This window comes from Streptomyces sp. TN58 (genome assembly GCF_001941845.1).
In the GTDB taxonomy this organism is placed as follows: Bacteria; Actinomycetota; Actinomycetes; order Streptomycetales; family Streptomycetaceae; genus Streptomyces.
The window spans coordinates 741,046-759,071 of sequence record NZ_CP018870.1 but is presented as its reverse complement, the minus strand read 5'-3'; the positions used below and the strand labels follow the sequence as shown (position 1 = coordinate 759,071).

Genomic DNA, 18,026 nt, shown 5'->3' with positions numbered 1-18,026 from the left:
TCACGGGACTTCCTGGCTCGGGCGGGCGTGGCCGGACGGGGCGGGGCCGGCGGCGGGGACGCGGGCGGGCACGGGCGCGGGGTGCAGGGGTGGGTGCATGGGTGGGTGCAGGGGTGCAGCGTATGCGGGGCGGGACGTTCCACCCCGAACCGACGGACCCGACCGGTGCGCAGGCCCCGCCGGCCAAGGCGTGTTGCGCAAGTCTCGTCGGGCCGGCGGTGCCTGGCACGGCATCCCGCCGCGTTGTCGGGGTTACCCGCGCACGGACCGGTACGCGGGCGACCCTCCGCCTTGCGAGGCACGGCACCAGACACGGCGAGCACCGCCCTGCGGGCGGACGACGCCACTTTCGCAACACGCCCTACGGCTGCTGGAAACCCGCCTCCTGGAAGATCTTCTGTGCCTCGGGGCCGCTCAGCCACGCCGTGAACGCGGCGGCGGCCCCGGCGTTCCGGGAGTGCCTCAGCGTGGCGGCGGGGTAGGAGGCCACGGCGTTCTGCCCGTCCGGGATCTCCACGGTGACGACCTTGCCGCCCGACCTGGCGGCGTCCGTCCGGTAGACGAGGCCGGCGTCGGCCTCGCCCATCTCGACCTTGCCCAGGACGGCGCGGACGCTGGGCTCCTGGGAGACCGGCTTCACCGCCACCTTCTGGGCGTCGAGGATCTGCCTGCTGTAGCGGCCGACCGGTACCTCGGGCGCGGCGAGCACGACCTTGAGTCCGGGATCGGCGAGGTCCTTCAGCTCGTCGACCTTGAAGGGGTTGCCCTTGCCGGTCGCGATGACCAGGCGGTTCTTCGCGACGACCCTGGGCTCGCCGGTCTCGGCCCTCAGCCCGTCCATGGTCCTGGTGTCGGCGGTGACCAGTGCGTCGGCCGGGGCACCCTGCTTGACCTGCGCCGCGAGCTCCTGCGAACCGGCGAAGGAGAAGGTGACCTTCGTACCGGGGTGGGCCTTCTCGTACGCGGCCCCCGCCGTCCTGAAGACGTCGGTCAGGGAGGAGGCGGCCAGGACGGTGAGGTTCGCCGGTGGCGCGCCGGAGGCCGACGGCGCGGCGGGCTCCTCGCCCCCTCCGCAGGCGGTCAGCCCGGCGAGCAGGGCGGCGGACAGGGCGGCCGCGGAGACGACGGTACGACGACGGGTGCGGGTCGGGGTCGGGGACATGAGCGCTGGCTCCTCGGTCGGGCCGGCGGCCGGCCGGTGCCGGATCCGCGCTGGTTGCCCGCGCCGGTGACGGCGGAGCGGGTGGGGATGGGTGCGTCGGTGCTGAGCGGTGTGGGCAGCGGTGGCGGTGCTGGACGCCGGGCGGCGTGCGTGGTTCAGTCCCGGTCGATGTGGACGCTCGTGGACTTCACGCGGGCGGTGGCCCGCATGCCGACCTCCAGCCCGAGTTCCTCGACGGCCTCGCGGGTGAGCAGGGAGACCAGGCGGTGGGGACCGGCCTGGATGTCGACCTGGGCGGACACCTCGCCGAGCCGGACGGCCGTGACGATGCCGGGGAAGGCGTTGCGTGCCGACGTGTACGGCTCCCTGTCCTCGGCGTGGCCACCCTGGCCCACCTCCACGGAGAACGCGGCCAGGTCACGGCCGTCGATCATCCGCCGGCCGGCCTCGTCGCGACGGGTCACGACCCGGCCGGCGTCCGCCCAGCGCCGCACCGTGTCCGGGCTGACGGCCAGCAGACGCGCGGCCTGGCCGATGGTGTAGGACTGCATGTGCGACAACGTAGGCGCATATACCGCGCAGGTGCAACCTTCTTTGGCGGAACACCATGGCAGATGCCGAGCGTGTTGGTGCATCCGCCGAAAAGCCACGGCGCGGCGAAACGGCACGGCATTAGAGTCGGGGCATGGCTGATGAGGTATCGGGAACGGAAACGGGCACGGTGCGGGTCGATGCGTGGATCTGGTCCGTGCGTCTGACCAAGACCCGCTCGATCGCGGCGACCGCCTGCCGGGCGGGCCATGTGAAGGTCAACGGGGAACGCGCCAAGCCGGCGCAGCCGATCCGCGCGGGTGACGAGGTACGCCTCTTCCACGCCGGCCGCGAGCGGATCGTCGTCGTCAGACGGCCGGTGTCGAAGAGGGTGGGCGCGCCCGTCGCCGCCGAGTGCCTGATCGACAAGAGCCCGCCGCCGCCGACCCCCGTGGAGGCCGCGGTCGTCGGCATCCGCGACCGCGGCACGGGCCGCCCCACCAAGCGCGACCGCCGCGAGATCCAGTCGCTGCGCGGACGCTGACGCCGAGCGCGACCGCCACCGCGAGGCCCGGCCGGGACGGCTCCCGCCGCCCGCCCGGGTCCTCAGGCCTTGCGGTACGCGTACGCCTCGGCGGCGGCCTCCGCGACCTGTTCCAGCGGGGCTCCCGCCGACGAGGCGACCACCGCCGCCACCGCGCCCTCGACGAACGGGGCGTCCACCAGCCGTGAACCAGGCGGCAGTTCGTCCTCCAGCAGCAGCGCCTTCACCGTCAGCACCGAACTCCCCAGGTCCGCCAGCAGCGCGACTCCGGCACCCCGGTCCACCTCCCGGGCGGCCGCGACGACCAGTTCCGCGCTCGTACCCAGCCCGCCCGCGGACGTGCCGCCCGCCGCGGCCACCGGCGCCACCGGCCCGCCCGCCGCCAGGCCCCGCGCCAGCTCCGCCACCGACTCGGCGACGGGCGCGCTGTGCGAGACCAGCACCACCCCGACGAGGGCGGGCTGCCCGGCAGCGGCCCCGGCGCCCCGTCCGGCCGTCACCGCGTGCCCTCCGCCCGCTCCGCCACGTCCGCGAGCGCCCCCAGCAGCAGCGCCGACGAGGTCGCCCCCGGATCCTGGTGTCCGATGCTCCGCTCGCCCAGGTAGCTGGCCCGCCCCTTGCGCGCCTGCATCGGCACGGTGGCGAGCGCCCCGCTCTCCGCCGCCTCCGCGGCCGCCCGGTACGAGGTGCCCAGCGCGGCCACGCCCGGCAGCAGCGCGTCCAGCATCGTCTTGTCGCCCGGCGCGGCGCCGCCCAGCTGCGCCACCGCGGCGACCCCCCGGCCCAGGGCCTCGCGCAGCTCGGCGTCGGACACCTCCGCCGCCTCGCCGAGCTCCTTGCCGGTCCGCCGCAGCAGCATCCCGTACAGCGGCCCCGACGCGCCGCCGACCGTCGAGATCAGCGTCCGCCCGGCGAGCTGGAGCACCGCGCCGGGCGCCGCCGGGGCCTCCGATTCCAGCGCGCCGCGCACTGCCGTGAACCCGCGCAGCAGATTGCTCCCGTGGTCGGCGTCCCCGATGGGGGAGTCGAGCTCGGTGAGCCGGTCCGCCTCACGCTCCACGGCCGCCGCGGTGGCCGCCATCCAGCTCCGGAAGAACTCTGCGTCACGCACCGGATCTCCTCGCCTCGGGTCCGCCCTGGCCGGTCCTCCCGCCACCATAGATCAGCGCTGCCGCCACGGCTCCGCCGACCGCCGGGCCGCGTCAACCCCCTGCCCACCGCGCCCGAGTGCGCCCACCCGCGCCCGGGCCGGGCGCGCCCGGTGCGCAGAATCGGTCAATTGCCGCCGCATGCGGTCAACCGGAAGCGTGAGATTCGGCCACGTGGTCGGATGTCTGCTTCTGCGGGATTCGACGACTGCGAGGCGCAGCGTGGCAGCGACATCTGAGGAGCCCTTCCGGGCTCTGCTGGAAGCGGCACCGGACGCGATGGTGATCGTGGACGACGCCGGCTTGATCCGGCTGGTGAACGCGCAGACCGAGGCCCTGTTCGGCCATCCCCGCGGGGAACTCCTGGGCCGGCACATCGAGATCCTCGTCCCCGAACGGTTCCGCGGCCAGCACCCGGGCCACCGGCTCGGCTACGCGGCCAGCCGCCAGGTCCGCCCGATGGGCGCGGGCCTGGAACTCCGCGGCCTGCGCCGGGACGGGCGAGAGTTCCCCGTGGAGATCAGCCTGAGCCCGCTGGAGACCCCGGAGGGCCTGCTGATCTCGGCGGCCGTGCGCGACGTGAGCGAGCGCCGGGCCGCCGAGGAGCGCTTCCGGGCGCTGCTGGAGGCGGCACCGGACGCGATGGTGATCGTCGACGAGCGGGGCGCGATCCAGCTCGTCAACGCCCAGACCGAGGCGCTCTTCGGGTACGCCCGCGAGGACCTGCTGGGAAGACCGGTCGAGGTACTCGTCCCGGAACGGTTCCGCGGGCGCCACTCCGGCTTCCGGAACGGCTACTTCGGCAACCGCAGGACCCGCCCCATGGGTGCGGGCCTGGAGCTGTACGGCCTGCGCCGAGACGGGGGCGAGTTCCCGGTCGAGATCAGCCTGAGCCCGCTGGAGACCCCCGACGGCACCCTGGTCTCCGCGGCCATCCGCGACGTCACCGAGCGCAAGTCCGCCGAGGAGATGCTCGCGAAGCTCTACGAGCAGCAGCGCCACGTCGCGCTCACCCTCCAGCGCAGCCTCATGGGATCGCCGCCGGACGTACCGGGGATGCCCACGGCGAGCCGCTACTTCCCGGCCCGGCAGGGTGCCGGCGTGGGCGGTGACTGGTTCGACCTCATCCCGCTGGGAGGCGGCCGGGTCGGGGTGATGGTCGGCGACGTGATGGGGCGCGGCCTGGACGCCGCCGCCGTCATGGGCCAGCTCCGGTCGGCCTCGCATGCCCTGGCCAAGACCGGGATGCCGCCCTGGCAGCTCATGCGCGCCCTGGACGCCGTCGTGACCGAACTGCCGGACCAGTTCGTCACCTGCTGCTACCTCGTCGTCGATGCCGACGCGGCCGAGATCACCATGTGCTCGGCCGGCCACCTGCCGGTCCTCCTCGTCAGCCCGGGCGGCGAGGTCACCCGGCTGCCCGTCGAGGTGAGCGTGCCCCTCGGGGTGGGGGAGGTGCCCCACCACGAGACCCGGCACACCGTGCTGCCCGGCTCGGTCCTCGCGCTCTACACGGACGGCCTGGTGGAGACGCCCGACGGCGACATTGAGGGCCAGGTGGACGGTCTCGCGGCGGCGTTGGAGAAGGCCGTCGCGACGACGAACGGCCTGGAGGCGGCCGCCGACCGGCTGCTGGCCGACCTGCTGCCCGACGCCGACGACAACCCCGACGACGTCACCCTCCTCCTCGTCCGGATCCCCGACGAGCCGGTGACCTCTCAGAGCATGCTCCTCGCCGCCGACCCGAGCAGCGTCGGTGCCGGGCGGCGGTTCCTGCGCTCCACCCTGGCCCAGTGGGGCAGGGACGACGAGCAGCTTCGCGACACCGCCTGCCTGCTCACCTCCGAGCTGCTCTCCAACGCCGTGAACCACAGCCGCGGCCCGGTCCGCCTGCGCCTGCGCCAGGCCGGCCGTGAACTGAGCGTCGAGGTCTGCGACGGCAGCCCGGTCCTGCCCCAGGCCCGCTTCGCCGAACCCGACGCCGAATCCGGCCGCGGTCTGCTCCTCGTCGACTCCCTCGCCACCTCCTGGGGGACGCTGCCGACGGCCGAGGGCAAGGCCGTCTGGTTCTCCCTGCCCCTGCCCGCCCCCCGAACCGGCCCACGCCCCGGTCCGCCGGGCCGGGCCCCGGCGCAGACCCGCGCGGAATCCGGCTGAGCCGCGGTCGGTCACGTGATCGAATGGGCGGGTGAACGGCCGTGACGGAAAGGGTCCCGCTGTGTCAGATACGCCCCCGCCGCCCGACGTCTGGGCCGCGCCGGCCGGAAGCGCTCCGCACCGGCCGGTCCCCGCGCAGGTGTGGCCGACCCCCGCCCATGGGGGTCCGCCCTTCGGTGCCCCGCCTTACGGTTTCCCGCCCGTTCCGCGGCCGCGGCCCCAGACCGCGCCGCCCGGGAGCGCCTATCACGAACAGGCCCGCAACGGCCGCCAGAAGGCACCGCGGCGCATCGGGGAGTTCGCTCTCGTCCTCGTCGGGAACCTGCTCGGACCGCTGCTGGTGATCGCGTTCGGCGCCCTCGTCTGGTACGTCCTGGGCTTGGACTTCGCCCCGCGGGACGGCGAGCGGATACTTCAGGACCCGCTCGCCGACGAGGCACTCGCCCTGCTCTCCATAGCCGTCGGCATCCCCGTCGTACTGCTCGCGGTCCGCTGGTGCGGCAGCCGCCCCGCCGGCACCGTCGCCTCCGTCCTGGGGCGGGTCCGCCTGCGCTGGCTGGTCCGCTGCTCGGCGGTCGCCTTCCCCCTGATCGTGCTCCAGATGGGCGGCCTCGCGCTGTGGGGCTACCTCAGCGAGGGCGAGGAGAGCCTTGCGGGCGACTTCCCCGGCTGGTCCGGGTTCGTACTCGGCCTCGTCGTGCTGTGGGCGCTGATCCCCTTCCAGGCCGCCGCCGAGGAGTTCGTCTTCCGGGGCTGGATCACCCAGTTCTTCGGCGGCTTCCTCGCCTCCCCCTGGCCCGGCATCGTCATCGGGTCCGCCCTCTTCGCCCTCGCCCACGGCTTCGGCCGGCTGTCGGGATTCGCCCTGCTCTTCTACTCCGCCCTGTGGTGGGGCTGGCTGACCGTCCGTACGGGAGGACTCGAAGCGGCCATCGCGATCCATGTGGCGAACAACGTCACCGCCTACGGCCTCACCGTCGCCTTCGGGGAGCTGGCCGAGTCGGGCAGCGCCGCGGACGCCCCCTGGCAGGCACTCGTCCTGGAACTCGTGGCGGCGCCGGTGTACTGCCTGCTGATCGCCAGGCTGGCCACCGCCCACGGCGTACAGCGCCTCAGCCCGGCGGACACCGCAGAGCCCGCGGAGCCCGCGGACCGGGCCGGCCGGCCGGCGGAGGCCTGACCGCACCGCGGGCACGAGGAGCCCCCGCGGCCGTCGGCGCCGCGCGGGCGGCCCGGCTCACCGGGAGGAGGCGGACGAGCCGACGGACACCACGCGGGCCCATGCAGGGGTGGGGTCCGGCACGTAGTCGGGATCGTCCTCGTCCCACCGCGCGCGCTCCGGACGGTCGAAGACACCCACCACCGTCCGGCAGGGCGGCCGTACGGCGGGCCAGGCCGTCTGCCCGTCCGTGAGGACCACGATCACGTCCGGCCGGGGACCCTGCCCCAGCGCCCTGGCGAAACCGGCACGCAGGTCCGTACCGCCACCGCCCAGCAGTGGAATGCCCTCGCCCTCGCACAGCGGATGCACGATCCGGGCGGCCGCGTCGCACGGCACCACGGTGACCAGGTCGCGGCGGCCGCCCAGGGCCTGCGCGATCGCGGCGACCTCCAGGAGCGCACTGCCCAGTTCGGCGTCGCTCACCGACCCCGAGGTGTCGATCACCACGGACACCCGCGGCGGCCGGCGCCGCAGGCTCGGCAGGACGACGCCCGGCAGGCAGGCTGAGCGCCGGGAGGGCCGGCCGTAGCTGTAGTCCTCGCCGGCGCCCGCGCCGGAGGCCGCCGACCGGACGGCGGCTCCCAGCAGCTCCCGCCACGGCTGCGGCGGGTGAAAGGCGTCCTCCGCCCACCGCTTCCACCCCTTCGGGGTGTGCCCGGGCCGCCCGTTGATCCCCTGCGCGACCCGGAAGCGGACCGCGTCCTGCTCCTGCTCGCTGAGGCCGTGCGCGCCGTCCGGCCCGAGGTCCCAGTCACGTTCCATCCCGTCCGCCCCGCTGCCGCAGTCCAGCCAGACAAGGTTGTGCGTCAGCGGCCCGAGCCCGAAGCGGCGCAGGTAGTCCTCCATCAGCTCACCGCCGCACAGGCCCAGGGCTTCCGGAGTGACGGCGCCCTCCGGCATCACCAGGCCGTCGCCGAACACGTCGTCGTTGATCTCGCAGTCCGCGGCGATGTTCATCCGCAGCCGCGCCCCCGGGCCGTTCAGCCCCTGCAGCCGCGCCGCCCGGTCACCGCGCCCGTGGTGGTCGCGCAGCAGGTGCGACACCTCGTGGACCCACACCCCGGCCAGCTCCTCCACCGGGGTGCGGTCCACGAACGCCGGCGAGACGTAGCAGCGCCAGTACCTGTCGACGGCCATCGTCGGCACCCGCCGCGACTCCACGGTGTGCAGGGCGAACAGGGCCGTCGCCAGGTACGGCCGGACCCGCGCGGCGTGCAGCCGCGCCGCGAAGAGCTTGCCGAGGTCCAGTGTCCCCGGCGCGACGGCGCTCACCGGCGCCCCCGGCACAGCGGCGCTCACCGGCCGGCCCCGACGCGGGCACCCGTACGGTCCGCGGTCCGTTCGGCGGCCAGATCCGCACGCCGGGACAGGTCCACCACCCCGGCGAGCCGCTCGATCGCGGCCGGAACGTCCCACTCCTCCCGGCGGAGCGCGGCCAGCGAGGTCGCGGGGACCACAACCAGGTCGGGAGCCCCCGTCTCCAGAGCCCGGACCATGATCGTCCATGCCGCGTCCCAGCGGGACTTCTCCGGGCGGCGGCACACCGCCGACACGATCCCGTCGAGGACGGCCTGGCGCCGATCACCCCGTTCCGGCAGCTCGGCGCCGGCCGGGTCGGCCAACAGCACTTCCGGGTCGGGGAGTTCCATCCGGTCCAGGGCGGCCAGCAGCTCCAACGCCGGACCGTCCCCCACCGTCCCCCTGACCAGCATGGACAGCACCTCCCTGGAGGATCCGGCCGCGGTGGCGAACGCGATCAGACGCAGCGTCATGTCCCAGCTGCGGGGCGACGGCCAGGCGCCGCCGCGCCTCGTCTCGCCGCTGGGCAGGCGGTGCACGAGCGGAGGCCGCACCGTCAGGAACTCGCACACCGCGCGGCGGGCGTGTTCCACGGCCGCCGGCAGCGCCCGCGCGTCGAGGCGCGGCAGCGTGGCCCGCGGCCAGGTCCCGCCCAGACCGCGCACGACGACCTCGTGGTCATGGGCCCACTGGAGGTGGACGAACCGGTTCGCCAGCGGCGGGCTCAGCTCCCAGCCGTCGGCCGCCGAGGACCGCGGGTTGGCGGCCGCCACGATCCGTACGCCGGGCGGCAGTTGCAGGGCTCCGACCCGCCGTTCGAGTACGAGGCGCAGCAGCGCGGCCTGCACGGCCGGCGGCGCGGTGGACAGCTCGTCGAGGAAGAGCAGCCCCCGCCCGGCCCGTACCAGGCGCACCGCCCAGTCCGGCGGGGCCATGGGGACGCCCTGCTCCGCGGGATCGTCGCCGACGACGGGCAGCCCGGAGAAGTCGGACGGCTCGTGCACGCTGGCGATCACCGTGGTGAGCGGCAGGTCCAGAGCGGCGGCCAGCTGGGTCAGGGCGGCGGTCTTGCCGATGCCCGGCTCACCCCACAGCAGTACGGGCAGGTCCGCGGCGACGGCCAGGGTGAGGGCTTCCAGCTGGTTGTCGGGGCGCGGTTCGGTGGTGGTCTCGCGGAGCAGGGCCAGCAGCTCGCCTGCGACGTCGAGTTGAGAGGGGACGGGCGGGTTCACGGTCATGGTGATCACCTGTGGGATGCGTGAAGGGATGCGTGAAGGGATGCGTGAAGGGATGCGTGCAGGGATGTGGGTGGAAAGGGGGAAGACGAGCGGGTTCGGGAGCGGGCCCGGCGGGAGCCGCAGGGCGCGGCCTCAGGCGGCCCGGCGGTCCTGCCGGGGGCGGCGGGCCTGCGGAGGCAGGCGCTTGGGGCCCGGTCCGGCCAGCCCGGCGCGGAACAGCCCGTAGGTGACCCGCCGTCGGGCGGCCGCCTCCAGTTCGTCGCGCAGGGCACCGGGGCGCAGCAGCGCGCCCGGGCCCAGGAGGCCTTCGACGACGGCGAGCGCCCCGGCGGTGTCGCCGTGGTCCAGGCGTTCGCGGACGCCGGTGAGGCAGTCCGGCCGGCGGTGGGCCGTCTCGATGGCCTGGAGGCAGGGCAGGGGGGTGCCGGACAGGGCGGCGAGCAGTTCCTCGCGCCGGACCTCGGCCGGGTCGTGGTCCAGCGCCGCCAGCACCCCGTCGACCAGGCCGATGCGGTGCCGGGCTCCGCGGCATTCGACGAAGCGCGGCTGCCCGGGGCCGGTCCCCGGCCCCGGTGCCCCGGTCCGGCCCGTCCCGGCCGGAGCACGGTCCGGTGCCAGGGCGGCCGCGACCAGGGGGTGCAGCCGGTCGGCCTCGACGGCGCCCGCGCGGAGAAGTTCCAGGTCGGGCAGTATCCATGCCGCCGCATCGGGCAGGACCGGCAGGGTGCGGGCGCTGCCGTCCGCGGGGGCGGCTGCGATCCGTAGCGCGGGCCGCGGGCCGGGTGCGGGTCCGTCCACGGCCAGGTCCAGAAGCAGCCGCTGCCGGGTCCCGAGCCGGACGGTGACGCGGCCGGCGGTCCGGCCCTCGGCCCGGAGCACGATCGCCGCCTCCGCGGCCCACCGGTCGACCGCCCACCGGCCGGCGGCCCGGCGGTGTTCCGGCGGCAGCGTTCGCGTCAGCTCCGGTTCCGGGCCGCTCGGGCGGTCGCCGGCCGGCCGGTCGGCCCCGGAGCGGGCCCGCAGCTCGTCCGACCTGCGCGCGTCCCACAAATGGCGGTGCAGGTCGAGGCGGAACCGCCGGTCGGGGTGGGACCTGCGGTGCGGATCACGGGCGGCGACCCCGGTCTCGGTGCGGACACCGTCCCACAGGGCGAGGCTGATGCGCTGCCCGCCGTCCGCCCAGGCGGGCGGGGTACGGGCCACGAGGTGCACCGGGGGTGCGGTGTCCCCGGGTCCGGCGGTGTCGTACCGGGCCAGGGTGAGGGTCAGGCCGGGGCGCAGCAGCCCGTCGGGAGCGACGCGCGGCATGTGCCAGCGGAGGAGGTCGGGGGCCAGGTGGCGTAGATCGGCCCGGATCCGGTCCGCGAGGTCGCGGCCGTGTGAGCGGGCCAGGGAACGCAGGTTGAAATCGACGTCGACGCCTGCGGCGGCACATGCCGCGGCCCAGTCGCCGGCGTGGCGGCGGGCGGTCGCAGTCTCGATCATGGACGCCGGCACGGCGTACTCGCGTACGCGGAGCCAGAGGGCGAGGCGGGGGTCCCGGGGCGCGGTCTGAGTGAGCATCAGCACTCACCTTGCGCGGTGGGGACCTCCGATCCGTGAAGGGAGGAAGTGGTCATCGCGGTGATCGTAGCGATCCCGGCCGCGACCGGCGAGGTGTTTTCCGGCGCGGGCCGGCCCGCCCGGGCCAGCGGTGGTGGTGCTGGTCGATGACGTAGTGGTGGCCGTGCAGCCAACCGCCCCCGGCGGCACGGGCGTCGGCGAGGTGCGGGTGACCGGGCGGCAGGTCCGGGTGTACGTGTTCGAGCCGGTCCGGGTCGCGGACCGGCCACATCGCCGCCGCCGCGGCGGTGGCGGCCAGGGCGGCCGCCCCCAGGACCGAGGCCGTCAGCGCAAGGCCGGCCCACGGGGCGAGCCACCCGGCCAGCGGGTAGGTGAGCAGCCAGCAGCCGTGGGAGAGGGAGAAGCGGGCGGCGAAGGCGGCGGGCAGGTCGGTGTCGGCCGCGGAGCGGCGGATCACACGGCCCCCGGGGGTCAGCACGGCCGAGCAGGCCGCTCCGATCGCCGCCCACGCCGCCAGGAGAGCGGGCCAGGACCAGGGCCCGGGGGTGGTCGCGGTGAGCACGGCCACGGCGGCGAGCACGGCCGGAAGGCAGGCGGCTGCCGAGAGCATCACCGCGCGGTCGGTGGTGCGCCGCAGCAGCCGGGGCAGGGCGAGCGCGGCCAGCACGGACCCGGCACCGTACGCGCCGAGGGCGACGGAGACCGCGCCTTCCGCCCGGCCCAGATGGCCGCGGACGAGGGCCACGGTGTCCACGAAGACCAAGGATCCGGCGGCGGCGACCGCCAGGTCGAGGGCGAGCAGGGCCCGCAGCCGCGGTGTGGCGCGGAACAGGCGGGTCCCGAAGGCGGATCTGGCGTGGACCCCGCCCGTTTCCTCGGCGGGGGCGGCGGGCCCGGGCAGCGCCGTGGCGGCCACGAGCGCGGCGGAGGCGAGGAAGCCGGCGGCGGTGCCGGCGAACAGCCGGTCGTAGGAGACGACGGTGAGCAGCGCCGCGGCCAGCACCGGGCTGCACAGGCTCTCCAGGTCATAGGCGAGCCGACTCGCCGACAGGGCCCGGGTGTAGTCCTGTTCGTCCGGCAGGACCTGGGGGATCGTGGCCTGGAAGACAGGGGTGAAGGCGGCGGAGGCCGCCTGGAGCAGGAAGACGAGGACGTAGACCTGCCACACCTCGCTGACGAGGGGGAGGGCCGCGGCCACCCCGGCGCGGACGAGGTCCGTCGCCGCCATGAGGGTCCGTCGCGGCACCCGTGCGGCGACGGCCGTGGCCAGCGGTGCGACGGTCACGTAGGCGGTCATCTTGATCGCCAGGGCGGTGCCGAGGACCGCCGGGGCCCCGCCGCCGGCGAGGTCGTACGCGAGCAGGCTCAGCGCGACGGTGGCGAGCCCGGTGCCGACCAGGGCGACGACCTGGGCGGTGAACAGGTGGCGGTAGGTCCTGTTGCGGAGCACGGACGGCAAGGGCGGCCCCCGTTCCGGTCGGCGGATCGATGACGCGGGACCAGCGTAGCCAGCATGTGCGCACGCGTGCACCTGTTGGTCGCCGGGAAGGGGAGGCGCAAAGCGGCGAGGGGGGAGGCGGCGGGGGAGGCGGCGGGCGGTTTCCGCCGGCGGGCTCAGTCGTGCGGCGGCAGGGAGCCGAGCTGGTGGTCCGCGACGTTCATGGCCTCGTCCACCAGCCGGCGCAGGTGTCCGTGACGCAGGGCGTAGACCACGCGGCGGCCGTCCTTGCGTGCGGTGACCAGGCCGGCGAGCCGGAGCTTGGCCAGGTGCTGGCTGACGGAAGGCCGGGCCGCCCCGCACGCCTCGGTGAGCGTGGTGACGTCCGCCTCGCCCCGGCCGAGCCGCTCCATCAGCGCCAGGCGCGTGCGGTCCGCGAGCAGGGCCAGGACGGCCGCGGCGGCCTCAAGCCGGTCGTCGCCCCGCTCCCGCGCGTCATGCGCACCTGCCACGTGCGTGCCTCGGCTCATCCGGACATCCTAGTGCCGCGACCCGGTGAACCCCTGCGGTCGCAGCTCTAGGGGGTGCTGTGAGAGTCCCGTCCGGCTCGCTCCGGGCGACGGCGCCGTCTGCGCGACACGCCCCGGGCCGTGGGGTGAAGCGTGCGCTTCCACGCACGCATGCGGACGCGAAAGGGCCCCGCGCCCTCCAAGGGGTCGCGGGGCCCGTACGCGGACGGGGCGGGCGTCAGCCGAGGGCGGGCGCCTGCTGCCGGGCCGTCACTTCCGTTTCGTCGGTGCGCGACGCCAGCAGCCGCTGGGCCAGGACACCGAAGACGACGGCGAACACCGCCCACAGCACGAGCTGGACGGCCAGCGAGGCGAGCCTGAACTCCCACAGCAGGGCCGCGGGGAACCCGGGCTGCACCGCGTCGCTGTTGTCCGGCAGGAACACGAACGCCACGGCGGTGGCGGCGACGAAGCCGCCGGCCGCCGTCAGTGTCGCGTTCCAGTTGCCCAGGCGCGGTGCCAGCCGCCGCCCGAGGATGATCGCGCCGACGCCGAGCAGCACGCTCAGCAGGATCATCAGGAAGAACAGCGTGGTGCGCTGCCCGATGGTGTCCGGGTTGCCGACCGCCGGCGGGGTGGCCGGGTACTTGAGGAACGGCACCAGGTAGACCAGGGCGAACGCGCCCGCACCGGTGAGCGCGGCCGTCGCCCGCGGGCTGAACCCGCCGACACGGCCGAGGGCGAACGCGAACGCGAGCGAGGCGATACCGCCCAGCGCGACCCCGTAGACCAGCACACCGGTGGCCAGTCCGAGGGTCGACTGGACGGGCCGGCTGACGAGTTCTTCCTCCTCCTCGGCGGCCCCGCCCGACGCGGCGTCACCCCCGTGGCCGGCGTGGCCGCTCGGGGCGCTCGCGGCGTCCTGGGCGGCGGCCGCCTCCTCCACGGCGATGGAACCCCGAACCGGAGGCTCACCCACCACATAGGCGACCGCGAAGGCGAACAGCCCGGCGATCAGGCCCGCGAGCATGCCGCGGACCAGCAGACCCCTGACAGTAGAGGCGTACATGGCACGGCCTCTCAGTGGCAGGGGAAGCCGAGCAGGTGGCGGCCGTCGTGCACCCACTCGTGCACGCCCTCACCGGCGAACAGGGCGGTGGCGCCCTGCTCGGCTCCGACGAAGTACAGGGCCACGAGCATCAGAAGACCGACGAAGAGCGCCCAGGGCAGGACGGCGCGCACGGGCAGCGGAGCCGACGGCGAGACGGCAGGGGTGTGAACGGCAGCGGAAGCGACGGCCTCGGCCATGATGGAACCTCCTTGGGGAACAACGCGTCCCATACGGTGGTGCAGGACGACGGTCCTCGGGTCTGACTCGCCGCGAGGGCCCCCTGGGGAGGTCACCGCAGCACACAGTGGCGCGACCATGCCGGATTCTCACCGGACTTCCGTCTCGCCGTCGTCGCTATGTCTTTATGTCGCGTTGACGCTACCGCGTGGCGGACGCGCGGCCAAGACCGTGAGTCCCTGATCACACAGTTACGCTGCGGTAATACGCTCTCCCTACGATCGTGGGGCCGGCGGTGCGCGGCGAGCGGGCCGGGACTCCTGCTAGAATCCCCGGTGTTGGCCTTCGGCGTGCGTGCCCCGTGCATGCGTCCGGAGGCTTTTTTCATGCCTTCAGACCCTTCTCCCCACTCCTCTTCAAGCCCCTCCCACCACCCCTCGCCCCGGCCCGGACACGACTCCCGCCCGGACACGACTCCCGCCCCCGACCCCCAGCCCACCCCCGGCGGCTATCTCGGCCTGCTGCGCAGCCGGGAGTTCACCGGGCTGTACGCCGGCTTCACCCTGACCGTCGCGGCGGGCACCCTGTCGGGCTTCGCGCTCGGCACGCTCGTCGACGCACAGACCGGTTCCCCCTTCCTGACGGCCGTGAGCATGTACGGCGCCACCTTCGCGACCGTCCTCGGCGCGCTGACGCTGATGTCGGTCGCGGACGCGGGCCACCCGCGCCGCACCGTCGTCCTGCTCCAACTCGCCTCGCTGGCCGGGGTCGCCGCGCAGGCCGTCCCGGGACTGCCGCTGGCCGCACGCTTCGCACTGCTGCTGCTCCTCGGCTTCTTCCAGTCCCTGGGCACGGGCGCACGGCTCGGGCTGCTGTCCGAGGTCGTGCCGGTGTCCGCCTACGCGCGGGCCCGCTCCCTGATGAACATCACCTCGGGCGGTACGGCGATCCTCGGCTACGCGACGGGTGCCGTACTGCTGCGCCACACGAACCCGCAGACCGTCTTCGCCGTCGCCGCCTGCCTGACCGCCCTCGGCGCGGCCGTGGTCGCGGCCACCGTCCGCGAGCACTCGGTCCGGCTCACCCGCCGACCGGGCCTGCGGCAGACATGGCGGGCCAACGCCGAGCTGTTCTCCCACCCCGGCCGGCGGGTCCTGCTGCTGGCCCTGTGGGTCCCCAACGGCCTGATCGTCGGCTGCGAGGCGCTTTTCATCTCCTACGACCCCGGCCACGCCGGGACCTTCCTGGCCGCCGGAGCCGCCGGCATGCTCCTCGGCGACCTGGCCGTCGGCCGGCTGCTCACCGCCGAGAGCCGCCGCCGCCACGCCCTCACCCTGCGGCTGCTGCTCGCCGCCCCCTTTGTGCTCTTCGCGCTCCACCCGCCCGCGCCCGTCCTGGCGGTCGCGGTGTTCCTCGCCAGTGCCGGGTTCGCCGCCACGCTGCCCCTCCAGGAACAGCTGCTGGACCTGTCCCCGCAGGCGATCCGCGGACAGGTCCAGGGGGTCGAGTCGGCGGGGCGGATGACTTGGCAGGGGCTGGGCGCGGCGATCGCCGGCGGTCTGGCCCAGTGCGTCGGCCCCGGCCCGGCGATCGCCCTCGCCGCCGCGGCCTCTCTCACCGTCACCCTCCTCACCCGCAGACCACGCCACCCGTCCGGCGGCCCGTCGCTCTGACAGCGGCGCGTGGGGCGCTGGTAAATCGTGCACATGTTCGGTTGGGGGGCTAGGCTGGGGGTATGCACGCGGTCCGGGGTCTGCAGGGCTCCCTTTTCGACCAGGGTGACGAGATCGGTCTCGGCCCTCTCGGCGGGCTGCGGCGGACCGAGCTCGGTGCCGGGGCGTGGGTCGACCACCTGCCCGGGTGGCTGCACGGGGCGGACGAGCTGTTCGAGCGGCTGGCCGCCGACGTGCCCTGGCGCGCCGAGCGGCGGCAGATGTACGAGCGGGAGGTCGAGGTGCCCCGGCTGCTCGCCTTCTACGGCGAGGGCGACGCCCTGCCGCACCCCTCGCTGGTGGAGGCCCGCGATGCGCTGGGCGGCCACTACGCCGCCGAGCTGGGTGAGCCGTTCACCACCGCCGGGCTGTGCCTGTACCGCGACGGCCGGGACAGCGTTGCCTGGCACGGCGACCGGACGGGCCGTTCCTCCACCGAGGACACCATGGTCGCCATCGTCTCCGTCGGCGACCCGCGCGACCTCGCCATCCGCCCCCGCGACGGTGGGCCCACCCTGCTGCGGCTGCCGCTCGGCCACGGCGACCTCGTCGTCATGGGCGGCTCCTGCCAGCGCACCATGGAGCACGCCGTGCCGAAGTCGGCGCGGGCCGTCGGGCCCCGCATCAGCATCCAGTTCCGTACCACGGGCGTGCGCTGACCTCAGGCACCGGTGCGTTCCGCGCCCGCACGCGTCAGACGCGGGTCGCCCGCACGTCGACACCTGGATCCTTCGACGGCCGTGCGGCCGCCGCCGCCGCGTGCAGCGAACGCAGCGCCAGCATGAGGATCCCGATGTCGTCCAGGTACACCGGGTCCGGGATCAGGTCGACGGGGGAGACGGTGTAGATCAGGGCGGCCCAGAACAGGGCCTTGTCGTGCAGCGGGATACCCGCGTCGGCCAGCAGCCGCCGCGCCCTGAGCACGCGTACGAACAGCACGGCCGCGGCGATCGCGACACCCACCGTGAGGACCGTGCCGACGATGAGCCAGACCTTTCCGTCCATGGCGCCCCTATACCCCGATTTCGGGCGGTGATGCCTGCCCCGCGACCGAAGCCGCTCAGGTGCCCTGCCCGCGCAGGCGGCGCCCCACCTCGCCCAGTCCCTCGGCGAGCGCGTCGAGCTGCGCCGGGGTCAGGACGTCGACCAGAACCTCCCGGACCGTCGCCACGTGGCCCGGCGCGGCCTCCTCCAGCTTGGCGCTGCCGGCGTCGGTGAGCACCGCGAAGACGCCGCGCACATCCGAGGGGCAGCTGCGGCGGCGGACCAGCCCGGCCTTCTCCATCTGGGTGACCTGGTACGTCAGCCCGCTCTTGGAGTTGATCAGGCCGTTGGCGAGCTCGGTCATCCGCAGCTCACGCCCGGGGGCCGCGGCGAGCCGTACGAGGATCTCGTACTGCGGGTGCGACAGCCCGGCGTCGTCCTTGAGCTGCTGGTCGAGGCGCCGGTTCACCAGGGCCGAAGCGGCCAGGAAGCCGTTCCAGGCGCGCATCTCGCGCTCGTCCAGCCATCGCGGTTCAGCCATGGCCCCACCCTACACGAGTTGTTCGAATTTGAATCACCGGTTAGGGTCCATGGTCACGGTTCGAATTTGAACAACTCGCAATCCATCGGAAGGAATCGCGACGCGATGACCAGCCCCTCCGCCACCGCCCCGCACCCCCGGCCCGCCACCCGGTCCACCCCCTCCACCCCCGGCCACGACGCCGGCCTGCTGCTCCTGCGCATCGTCCTCGGCCTCACCATGGCCGCACACGGCACCCAGAAGCTCTTCGGCTGGTTCGGCGGCGGCGGCATCGACGGAACCGGCCGGTTCTTCACCGCGAGCGGCTACCCAGCCGGCGACGCCATGGCCGTCCTCGCCGGACTGACCGAAACCCTCGGCGGACTCGGCCTCGCCGCCGGCCTCCTCACCCCGCTCGCCGGCGCCGCCCTCGTCGGCACCCTCGTCAACGCCATCGCCGTCCACGGAACGGGCTCCTTCTTCGCCCCGGCCGGCATCGAGTACGAGCTCCTGCTGACCGCCGGCGCCGCGGCCCTCACCCTCACCGGCCCCGGCCGGTACGCCGTCGACCGCCTCCTTCCCGTCCTGCGCACCCACCGCCTCGCCCACGGGGCCATGGCCCTCACCCTCGGCATCGTCCTCGCCGCCGTACTGCTCCTCGTACGCAACTGACGCCCGACCCGCGGGCAGCCACGGAGGCGCCGTCCCGGG

At 74.8% G+C, this 18,026-nt stretch carries 19 protein-coding genes; 6 read left to right on the top strand and 13 right to left on the bottom strand.

What is annotated here, in order from left to right; genetic code table 11:
• Positions 1 to 361: 361 nt before the first annotated feature.
• The gene (gene modA, locus BSL84_RS03585; protein ID WP_075969781.1) at positions 362 to 1,162 is read right to left on the bottom strand and encodes a molybdate ABC transporter substrate-binding protein; all 801 of its coding nucleotides are present in this window, start codon (positions 1,160 to 1,162) and stop codon (positions 362 to 364) included.
• Between the two features lie 155 nt (positions 1,163 to 1,317).
• Complete coding sequence (locus BSL84_RS03580) at positions 1,318 to 1,713, bottom strand: TOBE domain-containing protein (protein WP_075969780.1); 396 nt, start codon at positions 1,711 to 1,713, stop codon at positions 1,318 to 1,320.
• A 134-nt stretch (positions 1,714 to 1,847) separates the two neighbouring features.
• Here BSL84_RS03580 and BSL84_RS03575 point away from each other — a divergent pair, with 134 nt between their 5' ends.
• Entirely contained in the window at positions 1,848 to 2,237 is a 390-nt protein-coding gene (locus tag BSL84_RS03575; protein ID WP_030032086.1) for an RNA-binding S4 domain-containing protein, read from the top strand.
• 62 nt (positions 2,238 to 2,299) lie between these two features.
• On the opposite strand, the gene BSL84_RS03570 is transcribed toward BSL84_RS03575, so the two are convergent.
• Both BSL84_RS03570 and dhaL read right to left on the bottom strand, forming a co-directional pair.
• Positions 2,300 to 2,737, bottom strand: coding sequence for a PTS-dependent dihydroxyacetone kinase phosphotransferase subunit DhaM (locus BSL84_RS03570; protein WP_045323735.1), 438 nt, complete (start codon positions 2,735 to 2,737; stop codon positions 2,300 to 2,302).
• Positions 2,734 to 3,348: a dihydroxyacetone kinase subunit DhaL gene (gene dhaL, locus BSL84_RS03565; protein WP_045323736.1), complete on the bottom strand. Its 615-nt coding sequence runs from the start codon at positions 3,346 to 3,348 to the stop codon at positions 2,734 to 2,736. The genes BSL84_RS03570 and dhaL overlap by 4 nt, the downstream gene beginning before the upstream one ends.
• Positions 3,349 to 3,664: 316 nt before the next feature.
• Between dhaL and BSL84_RS03560 the strand changes: the two genes are divergently transcribed.
• Together BSL84_RS03560 and BSL84_RS03555 are read left to right on the top strand one after the other, a co-directional pair.
• Positions 3,665 to 5,542 (top strand): SpoIIE family protein phosphatase, encoded by a 1,878-nt coding sequence (locus BSL84_RS03560; protein ID WP_420718798.1) that lies wholly within the window; start codon positions 3,665 to 3,667, stop codon positions 5,540 to 5,542.
• 61 nt (positions 5,543 to 5,603) lie between these two features.
• Positions 5,604 to 6,722, top strand: coding sequence for a CPBP family intramembrane glutamic endopeptidase (locus BSL84_RS03555; protein WP_234363400.1), 1,119 nt, complete (start codon positions 5,604 to 5,606; stop codon positions 6,720 to 6,722).
• 57 nt (positions 6,723 to 6,779) lie between these two features.
• On the opposite strand, the gene BSL84_RS03550 is transcribed toward BSL84_RS03555, so the two are convergent.
• The 7 genes from BSL84_RS03550 to BSL84_RS03520 form a co-directional block, all read right to left on the bottom strand.
• Complete coding sequence (locus tag BSL84_RS03550) at positions 6,780 to 8,036, bottom strand: DUF2201 family putative metallopeptidase (protein ID WP_075971955.1); 1,257 nt, start codon at positions 8,034 to 8,036, stop codon at positions 6,780 to 6,782.
• A 23-nt stretch (positions 8,037 to 8,059) separates the two neighbouring features.
• Positions 8,060 to 9,301 (bottom strand): AAA family ATPase, encoded by a 1,242-nt coding sequence (locus BSL84_RS03545; RefSeq protein ID WP_030031728.1) that lies wholly within the window; start codon positions 9,299 to 9,301, stop codon positions 8,060 to 8,062.
• Positions 9,302 to 9,433: 132 nt separating this feature from the next.
• Entirely contained in the window at positions 9,434 to 10,864 is a 1,431-nt protein-coding gene (locus BSL84_RS03540; protein ID WP_075969777.1) for a hypothetical protein, read from the bottom strand.
• 52 nt (positions 10,865 to 10,916) lie between these two features.
• Entirely contained in the window at positions 10,917 to 12,323 is a 1,407-nt protein-coding gene (locus BSL84_RS03535) for an MFS transporter (RefSeq protein ID WP_075969776.1), read from the bottom strand.
• Between the two features lie 155 nt (positions 12,324 to 12,478).
• Positions 12,479 to 12,832 (bottom strand): ArsR/SmtB family transcription factor, encoded by a 354-nt coding sequence (locus tag BSL84_RS03530; RefSeq protein ID WP_030028021.1) that lies wholly within the window; start codon positions 12,830 to 12,832, stop codon positions 12,479 to 12,481.
• Between the two features lie 217 nt (positions 12,833 to 13,049).
• A complete protein-coding gene (locus BSL84_RS03525) occupies positions 13,050 to 13,880 on the bottom strand; it encodes a CbtA family protein (protein ID WP_030028020.1) in 831 nt (276 codons plus the stop codon).
• A gap of 11 nt (positions 13,881 to 13,891) precedes the next feature.
• Positions 13,892 to 14,119, bottom strand: coding sequence for a CbtB domain-containing protein (locus tag BSL84_RS03520; protein WP_030028019.1), 228 nt, complete (start codon positions 14,117 to 14,119; stop codon positions 13,892 to 13,894).
• A gap of 366 nt (positions 14,120 to 14,485) precedes the next feature.
• Here BSL84_RS03520 and BSL84_RS03515 point away from each other — a divergent pair, with 366 nt between their 5' ends.
• Positions 14,486 to 15,772 carry an MFS transporter gene (locus BSL84_RS03515; RefSeq protein ID WP_234363399.1) on the top strand — a complete coding sequence of 429 codons (1,287 nt, stop codon included), beginning with the start codon at positions 14,486 to 14,488 and terminating at the stop codon, positions 15,770 to 15,772.
• 62 nt (positions 15,773 to 15,834) lie between these two features.
• Positions 15,835 to 16,470, top strand: coding sequence for an alpha-ketoglutarate-dependent dioxygenase AlkB (locus tag BSL84_RS03510; RefSeq protein ID WP_030028017.1), 636 nt, complete (start codon positions 15,835 to 15,837; stop codon positions 16,468 to 16,470).
• A 34-nt stretch (positions 16,471 to 16,504) separates the two neighbouring features.
• Here BSL84_RS03510 and BSL84_RS03505 read toward each other — a convergent pair whose 3' ends face one another.
• Together BSL84_RS03505 and BSL84_RS03500 are read right to left on the bottom strand one after the other, a co-directional pair.
• On the bottom strand, positions 16,505 to 16,816 hold the full coding sequence (locus tag BSL84_RS03505) for a YkvA family protein (protein WP_030028016.1): 312 nt from the start codon (positions 16,814 to 16,816) through the stop codon (positions 16,505 to 16,507).
• Between the two features lie 55 nt (positions 16,817 to 16,871).
• On the bottom strand, positions 16,872 to 17,336 hold the full coding sequence (locus BSL84_RS03500) for a MarR family winged helix-turn-helix transcriptional regulator (protein ID WP_045323743.1): 465 nt from the start codon (positions 17,334 to 17,336) through the stop codon (positions 16,872 to 16,874).
• A 105-nt stretch (positions 17,337 to 17,441) separates the two neighbouring features.
• Between BSL84_RS03500 and BSL84_RS03495 the strand changes: the two genes are divergently transcribed.
• Entirely contained in the window at positions 17,442 to 17,987 is a 546-nt protein-coding gene (locus BSL84_RS03495; protein WP_030028014.1) for a DoxX family protein, read from the top strand.
• The last annotated feature ends 39 nt before the right edge of the window (positions 17,988 to 18,026 follow it).